Origin of the sequence: Psychrobacter glacincola (assembly GCF_965118485.1) — a bacterium.
GTDB classification, from domain to species: Bacteria; Pseudomonadota; Gammaproteobacteria; order Pseudomonadales; family Moraxellaceae; genus Psychrobacter; species Psychrobacter glacincola_D.
Map to the genome: position 1 here is coordinate 1 of NZ_CBCPJH010000035.1, position 14,379 is coordinate 14,379.

General features: G+C 41.9%; 10 protein-coding genes. 7 read left to right on the forward strand and 3 right to left on the reverse strand.

Going from position 1 to position 14,379, the window contains the following annotated elements; genetic code table 11:
* Positions 1-469 precede the first annotated feature (469 nt).
* The 4 genes from thrS to rnr all read left to right on the forward strand — a co-directional run bounded on the left by thrS (position 470) and on the right by rnr (position 7,009).
* Positions 470-2,404: a threonine--tRNA ligase gene (gene thrS / locus ACMHKH_RS11890; protein WP_413520854.1), complete on the forward strand. Its 1,935-nt coding sequence runs from the start codon at positions 470-472 to the stop codon at positions 2,402-2,404.
* 23 nt (positions 2,405-2,427) lie between these two features.
* Positions 2,428-2,931: a translation initiation factor IF-3 gene (gene infC / locus ACMHKH_RS11895; RefSeq protein ID WP_413520855.1), complete on the forward strand. Its 504-nt coding sequence runs from the start codon at positions 2,428-2,430 to the stop codon at positions 2,929-2,931.
* Positions 2,932-3,284: 353 nt separating this feature from the next.
* Positions 3,285-4,523, forward strand: coding sequence for a toxic anion resistance protein (locus ACMHKH_RS11900; RefSeq protein ID WP_413520856.1), 1,239 nt, complete (start codon positions 3,285-3,287; stop codon positions 4,521-4,523).
* A gap of 173 nt (positions 4,524-4,696) precedes the next feature.
* Positions 4,697-7,009: a ribonuclease R gene (rnr, locus tag ACMHKH_RS11905; protein WP_413520857.1), complete on the forward strand. Its 2,313-nt coding sequence runs from the start codon at positions 4,697-4,699 to the stop codon at positions 7,007-7,009.
* A 91-nt stretch (positions 7,010-7,100) separates the two neighbouring features.
* Here the strand turns inward: rnr and ACMHKH_RS11910 are convergent, their stop codons facing one another.
* The 3 genes from ACMHKH_RS11910 to hisA form a co-directional block, all read right to left on the reverse strand.
* Positions 7,101-7,418, reverse strand: coding sequence for a hypothetical protein (locus tag ACMHKH_RS11910; protein ID WP_413520858.1), 318 nt, complete (start codon positions 7,416-7,418; stop codon positions 7,101-7,103).
* 78 nt (positions 7,419-7,496) lie between these two features.
* A complete protein-coding gene (locus ACMHKH_RS11915) occupies positions 7,497-9,203 on the reverse strand; it encodes a mechanosensitive ion channel domain-containing protein (RefSeq protein ID WP_413520859.1) in 1,707 nt (568 codons plus the stop codon).
* Between the two features lie 57 nt (positions 9,204-9,260).
* Positions 9,261-10,001 carry a 1-(5-phosphoribosyl)-5-[(5-phosphoribosylamino)methylideneamino]imidazole-4-carboxamide isomerase gene (gene hisA, locus ACMHKH_RS11920; protein ID WP_413520860.1) on the reverse strand — a complete coding sequence of 247 codons (741 nt, stop codon included), beginning with the start codon at positions 9,999-10,001 and terminating at the stop codon, positions 9,261-9,263.
* A gap of 880 nt (positions 10,002-10,881) precedes the next feature.
* Between hisA and ACMHKH_RS11925 the strand changes: the two genes are divergently transcribed.
* From ACMHKH_RS11925 to ACMHKH_RS11935, 3 genes are read left to right on the forward strand one after another with little or no spacing between them, the layout of a single operon-like run.
* Positions 10,882-12,234, forward strand: coding sequence for a Na(+)-translocating NADH-quinone reductase subunit A (locus tag ACMHKH_RS11925; RefSeq protein WP_413520861.1), 1,353 nt, complete (start codon positions 10,882-10,884; stop codon positions 12,232-12,234).
* A gap of 5 nt (positions 12,235-12,239) precedes the next feature.
* A complete protein-coding gene (locus tag ACMHKH_RS11930; protein WP_413520862.1) occupies positions 12,240-13,475 on the forward strand; it encodes an NADH:ubiquinone reductase (Na(+)-transporting) subunit B in 1,236 nt (411 codons plus the stop codon).
* Positions 13,456-14,379, forward strand: coding sequence for a Na(+)-translocating NADH-quinone reductase subunit C (locus ACMHKH_RS11935; protein WP_413520863.1), 924 nt, complete (start codon positions 13,456-13,458; stop codon positions 14,377-14,379). The genes ACMHKH_RS11930 and ACMHKH_RS11935 overlap by 20 nt, the downstream gene beginning before the upstream one ends.

A 14,379-nucleotide genomic window follows, 5' to 3' on the forward strand; every position in this document is an offset into this window, starting at 1 on the left:
TGAGGGCAGTCGAGAAAATAACGATTTTTTATTTTATCGGATTGATAGCCTTAGCGCCATGCACTATCTTTACTATACTATATTGATAATCACTTTCACTGTGTCGCTAACTAACTATAGTTATACTTCTTGATATCTATACAGATAGCACCTATATATAGAAGTTGACCTAATCCCTTGCTAGCTAGTGTTTATAGACGGTTTTTGCTATAATAGCCACTTTTATAACATTATTTAATAACAGTTCTACTTAAGCTCATATAGTAGGCAGCTCGTTTTCTATTATAGTCATGCGATTATAGCTTATTAAATACCTATGAATCATGATGCTATATATGTCTGCGCTGTTAAATAATGCATATCTCTTACAACATATCACAGTGGTTGGATATAATTGACGCAGTCTTGCGGTTACATGATTGATTGTTGCAATCATCACTGCCAACGGACGCAAAAAGGTGAATAGATTATGGTAGCGATTACTTTACCTGATGGTAGCGTAAAAAACTTCGAAGGCAATACCACCGTCATGGAAGTGGCGCAAAGTATTGGGACAGGGCTTGCTAAAGCAACAGTCGCTGGACGTGTAAACGGTCATTTAGTGGACGCGCACGACCCTATCGTTGCTGATGCTAAAGTTGAAATCATAACGCCAAGAAATGATGACGGTGTCGATATCATTCGCCATTCTTGTGCACATTTATTAGGTCATGCCGTTAAGCAGTTATATCCTGATGTGAAGATGGTAATTGGTCCTGTTATTGATGACGGCTTTTATTACGATATCTATAGTGAAACGCCATTTACACCTGAGCATATGGTAGCCATTGAAAAACGTATGATGGAGCTCATCAAGCAAGATTATGACGTTATCAAAAAAATAACGCCACGCGCTGAAGTCATTAAAATCTTTGAAGAGCGCGGTGAAGATTATAAGCTTAAGCTGATTAACGATATGCCGGGTGAAGAAGCCTTTGGTTTGTACCATCATCAAGAATATGTAGATATGTGCCGTGGTCCGCACGTGCCAAACACGCGCTTTTTGAAAGTATTCAAATTAACTAAAATGTCTGGTGCTTATTGGCGCGGTGATGCAAAAAATGAGCAGCTACAACGTATCTATGGTACGGCTTGGGCAGACAAAAAAGACTTAAAAGCCTATATCCAACGTATTGAAGAGGCCGAAAAACGCGACCACCGTAAAATTGGTAAAGCCTTAAATCTGTTCCATATGCAAGAGCAAGCGCCAGGCATGGTGTTTTGGCATGCCAATGGTTGGACAATTTATCAAGTGCTTGAGCAATATATGCGTAAAGTACAGCACGATAATGGCTATGAAGAAATTAAAACACCACAAATCGTCGATCGTAGTTTGTGGGAGCGTTCGGGACATTGGGGTAACTATGCCACCAATATGTTTACGACTGCCAGTGAAAACCGTGATTATGCAGTGAAACCGATGAACTGCCCTTGTCACGTGCAAGTCTTTAACCAAGGCTTAAAATCTTACCGTGACTTGCCACTACGTATGGCGGAGTTTGGCTCATGCCATCGTAACGAGCCATCAGGTTCGCTACATGGTTTGATGCGTGTTCGTGGTTTTACGCAAGATGATGCACATATCTTCTGTACGCAGTCGCAGATCCAACAAGAAGTTGCCGACTTTATTAAACTAACGCTTGCTGTATACGAAGATTTTGGTTTTGATAATATCATTATGAAACTCTCGACTCGTCCTGAAAAGCGCGTCGGTAGCGATGAATCTTGGGACTTTGCAGAAAAAGCGTTAGCGGATGCCTTGGACAACTCAGGTCTTGATTGGGCTTATCTACCAGGTGAAGGCGCATTCTATGGTCCAAAAATTGAATTTAGTCTAAAAGATTCATTAGGTCGCGTATGGCAGTGCGGCACTATTCAGGTCGACCCAAATATGCCTGAGCGCCTCGATGCCGAATTTGTGAATGAACAGAATGAGCGCGAAGTACCTATTATGTTGCACCGTGCCATCTTGGGTTCATTTGAGCGTTTTATCGGTATTTTGATTGAAAACTATGCAGGTTGGATGCCAGTTTGGCTGGCACCGCAGCAAGTTGTGGTCATGAATATCACTGATAAACAAGCCGATGCTTGTGAAAATGTGGTTAGTGAGCTAAAAAATGCTGGTTTGCGTGCTATTAGCGACTTGCGTAACGAAAAGATTGGATTTAAGATACGAGAGAAAACATTAGAACGCATTCCTTATATGCTAGTATTAGGCGATAAAGAAGTCGAATCGGGCAGCGTCAATGTCCGTACTCGTGAAGGTGAAAACCTCGGCGTGATGAGTGTTGCAGAATTTATTACATTAGTACAGAATGCTGTCGCTGAAAAAGGCCGACAGACCCCAAAAACAGATGAGGAGTAATACCTATTAAACAGTCCAACCGTTTGAACATCAATGAAGATATCAGTGCCAAAGAAGTCCGTCTGGTCAAAGAAGACGGCGAACAGATGGGCGTGGTCGATATCGAAACCGCGATGAAAGCGGCACGTGAAGACAGTCTAGATTTGGTCGAATTGGTTCCTGAAGCCAAGCCGCCTGTATGCAAAATCATGGATTATAAGCATTTCCTCTACGATCAAAAGCAAAAAGCGAAAGAAGCTAAAAAGAATCAAAAGCAAACTCAGCTAAAAGAGATGAAGCTACGTCCTAGTACTGAAGAAGCGGATTATCAGGTTAAACTGAGAAAAATTGTTAGCTTCTTAGAAGATCAGGACAAAGTTAAAATTAGCATCCGTTTCCGCGGACGTGAAATGGCGCATCAAGAGATTGGTCGCAAACAACTTGATCGTATCATCGAAGACACGGCTGATATCTCAAACGTCGAACAGTATCCTAAGATGGAAGGTCGTCAAATGGGCATGCTGTTAGGACCTACTAAAAAGAGATAGACTGTTTAGGAGTCTTTTCTTAATGATGGGTGTGTGTTTATATAGATATTCATAATTTCAACCATCAATATGCTACGGTGTATTGGTGGTTTTTAGTATCTAACCCTATAAAAATATTAGTGTTAGGCTGAATTTACATAGCATTGTCACCGTTACTTCTAAATATATAAAGCCGACCGCACTTTACAAAACCTACCTTCTCAACCTTTTGATTACGCGGTAATCTAAACACCTATCCGTCCTTATTAATAACAATTCTAATAAAAACAGTTCAGTCGATAAAAATAATCTATACCACGACGATAAATATCGTTGGTAAAAACCTGTACTCTTTAGCTATGATAGGAAATCTTATGCAAGAATTAACCCCACCTGTTAACGCCACTACACCAACCATCACCCTCACTGCGCCTGAACCGGTAAAAGAGATACAGAAAAGCGAAGCGGATCAGATGGTAAAATTGGATGAAAGCCATATCCCTGAGCTTGACGCCAAAGTTGATGCGTTCGTTGATCATGTCATTAACAACTCAGTGCATAGTAATGCCTTTAAAGAAAACGTCCAATCTATCCATAATTTGGGTAATAAAGAAATTCGAGAGTCCGCGCAAGTCTCTAATAGAATGTTAGAGCTACCCGCAAAAAGCCTGAATGAGGGCTTGTTTGACAACTCCCCTATTGCCAAGTCGTTGACAGAGTTGCGCGGTATTGTCGAAGATTTAGACCCTAGCAAAAAAGAGCTGACTAGCTCGCGCAAATTGTTTGGTTTGATTCCATTTGGCAATAAAGTGCAAGATTATTTCCGTCAATACGAATCAGCACAGTCCCATATCAACGCGGTAGTGACCAGCCTTTATAATGGTAAAGACGAGCTGCTCAAAGACAATGCTGTAATTGAGCAAGAAAAAATCAATATGTGGGAGCTGATGCAATCGATTCGTCAATATATTTACGTCGGTAAAAAAATCGATGAGCAGCTTGAACAAAAAGTCTATGCGGTTGAAGCTACAGATCCTGAAAAAGCTCGTATCATTAAAGAAGAGATGCTGTTTTATGTCCGCCAAAAGAATACCGACTTTTTAACCCAATTGGCCGTCAATATTCAAGGTTACCTAGCACTTGATACGATTCGCAAGAACAACTTAGAGCTGATTAAAGGCGTAGATCGCGCTACAACAACCACTGTTTCGGCATTACGTACAGCGGTAGTCGTGGCACAAGCGATGACCAATCAAAAACTGGTCCTTGACCAAATTACAGCGTTGAATAAAACCACCAGTAGCTTGATTGAATCAACATCTGCGATGCTAAAACGTCAGTCATTAGAAATTCACGAGCAAGCAACTAGCAGTACCATTGAGCTTGATAAGTTGCAAAACGCCTTCAATAATGTCTATGAAACCATGGATATGATTAGCAGTTATAAAATTGAAGCCCTAGAGAATATGAAGCAAACAGTCAATACCTTGACGGTTGAGGTTGATAAAGCGCAAAAATATCTTGATAAATCTAATCAGACCACGGTGCTAGAAGTAACTAAAGAGCTGAATACTAAAAAAATAACCAATCAATCAAATTCGGTTGATATTTGAGCGATTCAAACGGTTGCCTGTAATAAAAGTTAGCCTTTAAAAGGCTAACACATGCGTGCTATCAAATACAGATGAGGCAATTGACCTAAGATATTGAGTCGTTGTTCGTGTTAAGGTCATTGTTCGTGTTAAGATAGTCACTATTAATAATCTAAAAACAGATACGGTATTTTATGAGTTGGAACGATCCAAACGCCTCAAATGAGGCACAAAAATATGACAACCCGATTCCTAGTCGCGAGCTAATATTAAGCACGATTAATGAGCACGGTGAAGTTACTCATCAGCAATTGGCAAAAGCCTTTAATATTGCTGATCCTGATCAATTTGACGCTTTGGGTAACCGCCTAAAAGCCATGGCCCGTGATGGACAAGTCAATCGTGATGGTCGTCCTTATCGCTATCGCACAGTCACTCAGCATGATATCGTCACTGGTACTGTATCAGCACATCCTAAAGGTTTTGGTTTTGTGCTACTCAGTGATATGCCTGACCTATTCTTGCATGAAAAACAAATGCGCTGGGTTTTTAATGGCGATACAGTAGAAGCTGTCGGTACTTCAACAGACAATCGCGGTCGTACTGAAGGTCGTATTGTTGATGTCGTTGAACGTCGCCAAAATCACTTTATTGGCACCTTGGCTCGTGATGAAGATGGTTATTGTGTCGAGCTTGGTAGCCCAAACAATCATCAGCCGATTACGGTCACTGAAGAAAACGTCCAAGCATTAAATATCAAGCAAGGCGCACCGGTAAAAGTCGATATCATTGATTGGCCAAATCAGCACGAGTTTGCCACTGGCAACATTACGGCAGTATTATCTGATGACAATGATCGTGAACTCATCATTGAGACGACGTTGCTTAATTATGATATTCCTTCAGAGTTCAATGAAGCGGCCATTCAACAAGCGAATGCCTATCAAGAGCCGTCTGAAAAAGATATAAAAGGGCGTACCGACTTACGTGACTTACCGCTCGTGACTATCGATGGTGAAGATGCACGTGACTTTGATGATGCGGTATTTGCAGAAAAACGTGCAGGTGGCAACTATCGTGTTGTCGTCGCTATCGCCGATGTGAGCCATTATGTAACTCCCAACTCTGCACTTGACCACGACGCCTACGAGCGGGGCACTTCGGTATATTTTCCGCACCGTGTCATTCCAATGTTACCTGAAGTCCTATCAAATGGACTATGCTCGCTCAATCCTGATGTCAATCGCTTATGTATGGTTGCTGATATTAAGATCTCACGCGCTGGTAAAGTAACCGGTTACGACTTTTACCCTGGGGTCATGCACTCACAAGCTCGCTTAACTTATAATCAAGTGAACGCTTATCTTGAAAATCCAAACGATAACAGCGTTCCTAAATCGTTAACCGAAAATAAAGACGTCAAAAAATCCGTCAATACTTTGTATCAACTGTATGAGCTGCTGCTTAAAAAGCGTGAAGAGCGTCATGCGATGGAGTTTGAAACGGTTGAAACTTATATTCAGTTCAGTGAAAAAGGCGGCATCGAAGCCATTTTACCTCGTACGCGCGGTGATGCTCAAAAGCTGATTGAAGAGTGTATGTTGCTTGCCAATACTTGTGCCGCTAACTTTGCGCTAAAAAACGAGCTGCCAGTATTATATCGTAACCATGATAAACCAGATGGTGAAAAATCGATGCGTATTCACGAATACGCCAAAAACTTTGGTTTGACTTTCCCAGAAGAGAATCCGACTCAAGCAGATTATCAGCGTATCATTGAAGCGACTAAAGAGCGCCCAGACGCGATTAGTATTCATAGCATGTTACTACGCTCAATGATGCAAGCGAACTACTCGCCTGACAATATCGGTCACTTTGGCTTGGCTTATGACGAGTATAGTCATTTTACCTCGCCGATTCGTCGTTACCCTGATTTAATGCTGCACCGTGGCATCAAAGCGAAAGTAACCAAGAGCCAGCAGCCTGTGATGGATTTTTCATTAGAAAGTGCTGGCACGCAAACATCGGATACCGAGCGCCGCGCTGAAAAAGCATCACGCTATGTAGAATCATGGCTCAAATGTCATTATATGAAAGACCACGTCGGCGAAGAATTCGATGGTGTGGTGACTACCGTTACAAACTTTGGTTTATTTATTACCTTAACCGATTTGTATATCGATGGTTTAGTGCATATCTCTAACGTTGGTGATGACTTCTTTGTCTATGATGAGCAGCAACAACAGCTGATTGGTAAAGATAGAGGCACAGTGTTTGGGCTAGGTGATTCGGTCAAAGTAAAAGTAGCCGGCGTTAATATGGATCTATTACAAATCGACTTCGAGCTAAAAGAAAAGCTGCAATCGAGTAAAATGAATCAAACTAAAAGAGATCATTCTAATCGTAGCCAGTCTAATCAGAGTACAACAAACAAAGATCAGCCAAAAAAATCACCTGCTAAGAAAAGTGGCAGCCGTGGTGGTAGAGGCGGTAATAAAAAGAGCTAATACTGCTTGAATTGATATATGAAAAAGGCTAACGTTATCGCTAGCCTTTTTTTGCATTTTTTATTAAAACTTTATAACAACGGATCGATCACTACTGGGCATCACTGGTTTGCTCTAAGCGTGCAGCGTCTGCTTGCTGCGCCTGATCTATCTTGGCGGTCGCATTATCTAGGATAGCTTTGGGCTGCTGACCTAATGGCTGACTTGCGATGTCAGATGTATTATTGGTATTGCTAGTATTAGAACTAATATTTTCAGATATAGCTGTGTCAGTATTAGCAATTTCGGGCTGACTACTAGCGGTTATGACTTCTCTGTTTTTGTCACGTTGATTACCATTCATCATATTAAAACCAAGCAACGCAACCATACCAACAACAGCGAAGATAATGAGGTGTTTCATTTCCATAGGTAATTTCTCGTATATTTAGAATAAAATATTTTAATATACGTTTTTCTGCATTTTTCATGCCTACTTTAAACCAACCTATTCTTGTCTACTATTTTTGTCCAATAAGTCAAGCTCATTAGAGCTTTCAGCAATTTCCTGCTCAACCTTTTCCATCAGTTTTTCATCGGGACGTGGGTCCAGGATATCATCCGTATCTTCACCTTGTAAGATATGCTTAGCACGTGCTTTGGCCTGCTTCTTATCTTTATCATCAAGTGTATTCTGATTAAAGTTAAATTCATTAACTTCAGAGTTATCTGCCGGTATGGACGCCGCAGGTGTCATTATAATTTCAGAATTATCTTCACTGTCTTTAGCTTCACTTTGTAAGTTTGCCAGCACCTTCTCTAGTTTATGGTTAAAGCGCAACCGATAAATAGGTTCAGGTAGGCTGAAACCTGCATTTTCTAGCGCATGTTTGGCCTCACGAATAGCGATGCTACGCGCTTTGGAAAAGTCTGTTTCTAATTGATTGACCCATATTTTGAAATCAAGGATGATACTAGAGTCGCCAACTTCTTTAATAGTTGCAACCGCTTTTGGCTTATCCAATACAAAATCTAAATCGCGTATCACATCAATCGCGACTTTAATCGCTGCCAGCGGGTCATCATTGGTATCAACACCCAGCTCAAAAGAAAATCGCCGTTCTGGGTTTTTGCTATAGTTTAAAATCGTACTTTTAAAGACTTCGGCGTTAGGAATACGCAGCTGATTACCATCTAAAGTCATCAGAATAGTCGCCCGAGACGTCAGACGTACGACAATCCCTTCTTTACCGTTAATCACAATATGATCACGAGCTCGAAATGGTTGACGGATACTAAGCATTAATGAAGCAATATAATTCTCGATAGTATCTTTGACCGCAAAACCGACAGCAATACCTATGACCCCTGCACCGCCAAGCAGTGTCCCTAAAATAGTTTCCGCACCAATCAAACTTAACGCCAATATAAGGCCAAAAACAATAAAGATGACTTTAACCGTCTGCGATAGTAATTCTGCGACAAAAGGATTGGGCGTTAAGCGTTGCCACATTTTTTGCCGATTGGACAACCAACTACCAAACCAAGTCACCATCGCAAACAAGATAATCCCAACCAGTAATAATGGTAAGGCTTTAATCAGGTTTTTAGTTTGCGCTTTAATGCTTTGATAAACCGTTGTGACATTATCTTGGACATCGAGCGTTCGGTTAATCCTATCCTCGACTGTGACGACATCTGTTAAACGGTTGGTGAGATTGATGGCTTGTTGGGCTTTTTTTTCATTGGGTGTTTCACCGGTTAAAGTAACCACACCTTGAGTGACGCTGACATTAACGCCTTGCAAGCCTTCAATTTCTGAAAAGATACCACTGATACGTTGCCGAATCTCATTATCATGTTGCGCGGTTTGAGCGATCTCAATTTGGGTATTACTTCTCTCACCATTGATAGTAGGTACAGGCTCAATTGAAACGGGTGTTGGCTGAGATGCTGCTGTTGGGTTTTGAGCAGATAAAGTACGGTTATCAGCTGTATTACTAGCGTTGTTAATAGAATTATTGTCAGAATCACTATTAGGCAATAACTCGCTGTTGGTATCATTAGCGATGTTGGTTTTATCAGTGTTATTAACCGTCTCACTGTCTTGAGCAGTATAAGCTGGCAAACTCAATATGATGCTTAGCAGCAATAGCCATTGGCTACAAATTTTTAGGCACTTGTTTATCATAATGCGGTCAAAATAAGCGGCCATAAGCATCCTTTGTTACGTCTTATTAATACAAAATTTAATAAGCGTATTTTTCAAATATTATTTACCGTCCAAATAAAGTTGTGCCTCGCCCAAATCCAAGGTGCCTTCATAGATAGCACGACCGGTAATGATGCCCGCGATGCAATCACCATAAGGTTTTAATAGCTCGATATCTTTCATATCGGTGACACCGCCTGAGGCAATCACTGGCAATCCACCTTCGCGAGCCAAGTTTACGGTTTGTGGGACGTTAACACCTTGCATCATGCCATCACGGGCGATATCAGTATAGACAATGGAAGATACGCCGACATCGGCAAAAAGCTTGGCAAGCTCAGTAGCTTTGGTATCGGTAACATTTGCCCAACCATGGGTAGCGACCATGCCATCTTTAGCATCGATACCAACGATAATGTGTCCAGCAAACTCGCGACAAGCCTCGCGTACAAAATCAGGATATTCAACGGCTTTGGTGCCAATAATGATATAAGTTAAACCGGCAGTAATATACTGCTCAATGGTTTTCATATTGCGCACACCGCCGCCAAGCTGAATCGGCAGCTTAGGAAAGGCTTTAGCGATATCATGAACGACTTGCTTATGCACCGGAATCCCATCAAACGCGCCATTTAGATCAACCAAATGCAAGCGGCGCGCGCCTTCTCTTACCCAACGTGCAGCCATCGCTACAGGGTCATCAGAAAATACCGTATCGTCTTCCATACGACCTTGTTTCAAGCGCACACACTTGCCATCTTTTAAGTCGATAGCAGGGATAATCACAGGGACAGCGCACATATAGCATTCCTTATAAAAACGATGTAAGTAATAAAAATAATCAGAAAAATAAATAAGGCTTAAGGCGGATAAAGTCGTTAAGCATTTATATATAAACTAAGTTAATAGAGAAAATAGAAGCACCAGCCTAAAAATAATTATAAAATCAGCTAAAATTTCTCTTATTTATGATAAAAAATGGATATTCATAACCATAAGTTTTAGCCCAGACAATCACTGGCAACATTAGGTAAATGCACTTACCAACTGGTAATTTTAGGTCAGTTTAGCGTATAATCCTAGGTAAATTTGTATTTGTGCGATAAACCCAATCGTCTGCTACCTATAGATGATTTCGATCAGCACAAGGTAGATGACAGAGCGGTATTGATACTCTATCAAATATTGTGATGAGCAAGAGCAGTTATTCATTCAGGTTATTTATCCTATAATCATAGGGCATTCAACAGTGCTTAGATAGCTTTCACGCAGTATCACAAGTCATTTACCTCTTATTTATAGTCAGTTGAATAAATAATGCTGTTTAAATCTCACAAACACTATGAATTTTAAGGTTTTAATAAATCGTATGGTAAAACTGTCTTTGATCTAAAACCGTCGCTTTGTTGGATGGTTTTAAATTTGAATGTTTTAGTATACACCTTGGTAGCCAGTCGCCACTTTGGTCATTCGAATAAGACATTAACGTGTTGTTAAGGAGTCTAAGGTCAGCGTTAATACTCTTACTAGTAGTCATGAAGTGTCATTTTTAGAAAACCTTATCGCTGTCTTTTTATAGGATATGATTGGGTGCTTTTAGTGATGACGTTAACATTCATACTGCCGATATACCATACAGGACGTCTGGTATCGTTTTAGACTATGGACTAAGTTTTCGCTTATGATTACCATCAAAAAAGGTTTGGATTTACCCATCACTGGTGAACCCTCCCGTGAGATATCTGAGCACAGACCTGCCCATGTGGCACTTATCGGCTATGACTATGTTGGCATGAAGCCGACGATGAATGTCAAAGAAGGTGATATTGTAGCAAAAGGTCAGCCCGTTTTTGAAGACAAAAAACGAGCTGGCGTTATCTACACTGCACCTGCTGCTGGTAAGGTCATCGCGATTAAACGCGGTGAACGTCGTGTGTTTGAAAGTCTTGTGATTGCGGTCGATCCAAACGGTGCAGAAATAGAATTTCAGCGCTATGACTCCCAGCAACTTGCTGACCTAGATTCTGAAGTTGTTGAAACACAGTTACTTGCCTCTGGCGAATGGACAGCGTTCCGTACGCGTCCCTTTAGCCGTGCCCCCGAAATCGGTGCTCGTCCTCACGCTATCTTCGTCACCGCCATGGATACCAATCCATTGGCATTTGACCCGATGTTGCTAATTAATGAGCAACTCCAAGCGTTCAATGACGGGCTTGCCGTATTATCTACCCTCAGCCCAAAGACTTTTGTCTGCCATCATGGTGATGCACAGTTGACGCCAGTTGCCAAAACAGCAGCTAATAATGTCACTGAGTATCATAGCTTCGCTGGTAAACATCCCGCTGGTCTTGCCGGCACGCACATTCATTTCTTGCATCCTATCATGCGCGGTACAAGCGTCTGGACGATTGGTTACCAAGATGTGATTGCTATCGGTAAGCTATTTACCACAGGTCGCTTATATACGCGCCGCCTGCTTAGCCTAGCTGGTCCTGCGGTCAACGACCCACATATTATTGCCACCGAACGTGGTGCCGATATTAACGCTTTGACCAAAGGTCATTTGGCTGCGGGCGAGAACCGTGTCATTTCAGGTTCAGTGCTATCTGGTCGTCAAGTATTTGGTAATATCGCTTATCTCGGTCGCTTTGACAATCAAGTCAGTGTGCTTGCCGAAGGTCGTGAGCGTCCAGCGTTCCATTTCTTAAGTGTGGGTAGTAACCGTTTTTCAAAATTACCGATTTATATTTCTAAATTCTTTGGTAATAAGAAATACAACTTCACGACGACTAGCAATGGCTCACCGCGTGCGATGGTGCCAATCGGGGTTTACGAAGAGGTGATGCCACAAGACTACCTGCCAACGCAATTACTACGTGCTTTGATTATCGAAGATATCATTACGGCTGTAGATTTGGGCGCACTAGAATTGGACGAAGAAGATTTAGCATTGTGCACCTTCGTATCTCCTGGCAAATATGAATTCGGCGATATTTTGCGTGATAACTTAACGCGCATTGAACTGGAGGGCTAACCACGATGAAATTTTTACACAATATGTTCGATCGTATGGAGCCGTCTTTCACCAAGGGTGGCAAGCATGCAAAATATTATGCCATCTTTGAGATGTTTGATACGTTTTTGCGTCAACCAAGCTCAACCACATACGCCTCATCACACGTACGCGACGGTATTGACCTTAAGCGTATTATGATTACCGTATGGATGTGTACCTTCCCAGCAATGTTTTGGGGTATATACAATATCGGTCATCAAGCATTAACGGCAATCGATAAACTTGGTCTGCAGCCTGATGGCTGGCGTACTATTATCACTAGTATGGCAGGCTACAATCCAGAAAGTATCTGGGCAAGCTTCGTTTATGGAGCGATGCAGTTCTTACCGATTTATATCGTCACCTTTGCGGTCGGTATTCTCTGTGAGATTATTTTTGCCGTCGTCCGTGGTCATGAAGTTAACGAAGGTTTCTTTGTCACCTCGGTACTGTTTGCGCTATGTCTGCCACCAGATATTCCATTATGGCAAGTTGCCCTCGGTATTATCTTTGGTGTGGTTGTAGCAAAAGAAGTATTTGGCGGTACGGGTAAAAACTTCCTTAACCCTGCCCTCTCAGGTCGTGCATTTTTATACTTTGCTTATCCTGCTTATATGTCAGGCGATTCAGTATGGACAGCGGTTGATGGTTTCTCAGGTGCAACGCCGCTTGGTCTTGCCGCTCTTGGCGTAACACCAGATAAATTCGTTGACGTGTATGGTCAAGCCATTACGTGGAGCGATGCCTTCTTTGGCAACATCCAAGGTAGTATCGGTGAAGTATCAACCCTTGCTATTTTAATGGGTGCTGTCGTTCTGCTATGGACGCGCATTGCCTCATGGCGCATCATGTTAGGTTGTGTGATTGGTTTGATTGCCACGTCATCGGTCTTTAATATGATTGGTTCTGAAGACAATATGATGATGAACTTGCCATTTTATTGGCACTTAGTTATCGGTGGCTTTGCTTTTGGTGCCGTATTTATGGCAACCGATCCAGTATCAGCGGCGCATACCAATAAAGGTCGTTGGGCTTATGGTATCTTGATTGGTTTTATGACCGTATTGATTCGTGTGGTTAACCCAGCATTCCCAGAAGGCATCATGTTAGCTATTTTATTTGCTAACTTATTTGCCCCATTGTTTGATTACTTTGTGACGCAAGCAAATATCAAACGCCAAACAGCACGGAGGCTTCGTCATGTCCAAGCCCAAAAGTAACCTTAAGCCTAAAAGCAACAATATGAAAACCATCATCGTAGCGTTAACGCTATGCTTGGTGTGTTCAGTATTGGTTGCAGCAGCAGCGGTTGGCTTGAAGCCAGCACAAGTTGAGAATGCTAAATTGGATCGCAATAAGAACATCTTGGTCGCCGCTGGCATGTTTAATCCAGACACTGATACCAATGAAGATGTGGCTGAGCGTTTCAAAGACTTCAATGTTGAAATTGTCGACTTAAATAAAGGCAATTACTTAGATGATGACGCCTTAAAAGCCGTTGGTATTGCCGATCGTAATACTTATGATGCCAGTCAAGCCACTAAGAATAAAGCATTGAGCGACGACTTAGGTGCTAATGACCCTGCAAGTATTGGTCGTAAGCCCAAATACGCTAAAGTTTATGTCAAGAACGACGATGCTGGTAAACCTGAAATAATCGTGTTGCCGATTCAAGGCTATGGTCTTTGGGGCACAATCTACGGCTTCTTAACGCTTGAAGGCGATATGAATACCATCAAAGGTATCAGCTTTTATGAGCATAAAGAAACCCCAGGCTTAGGTGCTCGTATCGAAGAGCCAAAATGGCGCGCGATGTGGACTGGTATCCACTCTTATGACGAAAACGGTGCTGTTGCTACTGGTGTTGCCACTTCAGGCTCAAAAGAGAATTGGGTAGATGGTATTAGTGGTGCGACTTTGACTAGTCGTGGCGTTAGTAACATGATTCAGTTTTGGCTAGGTGAGCAAGGTTATAAGCCTTATTTAGACTCTCTACGTAAAGAAAGTGGTCAAACGATTGAAAGCACTGACAAGCAAGCTAGTCAAAAGCTCATTCAACAAGAGACGCATCCCGTAACCGAGCTGGCATCGATAGCACCAGCAGCACACGGCAAGGAGGCTTAA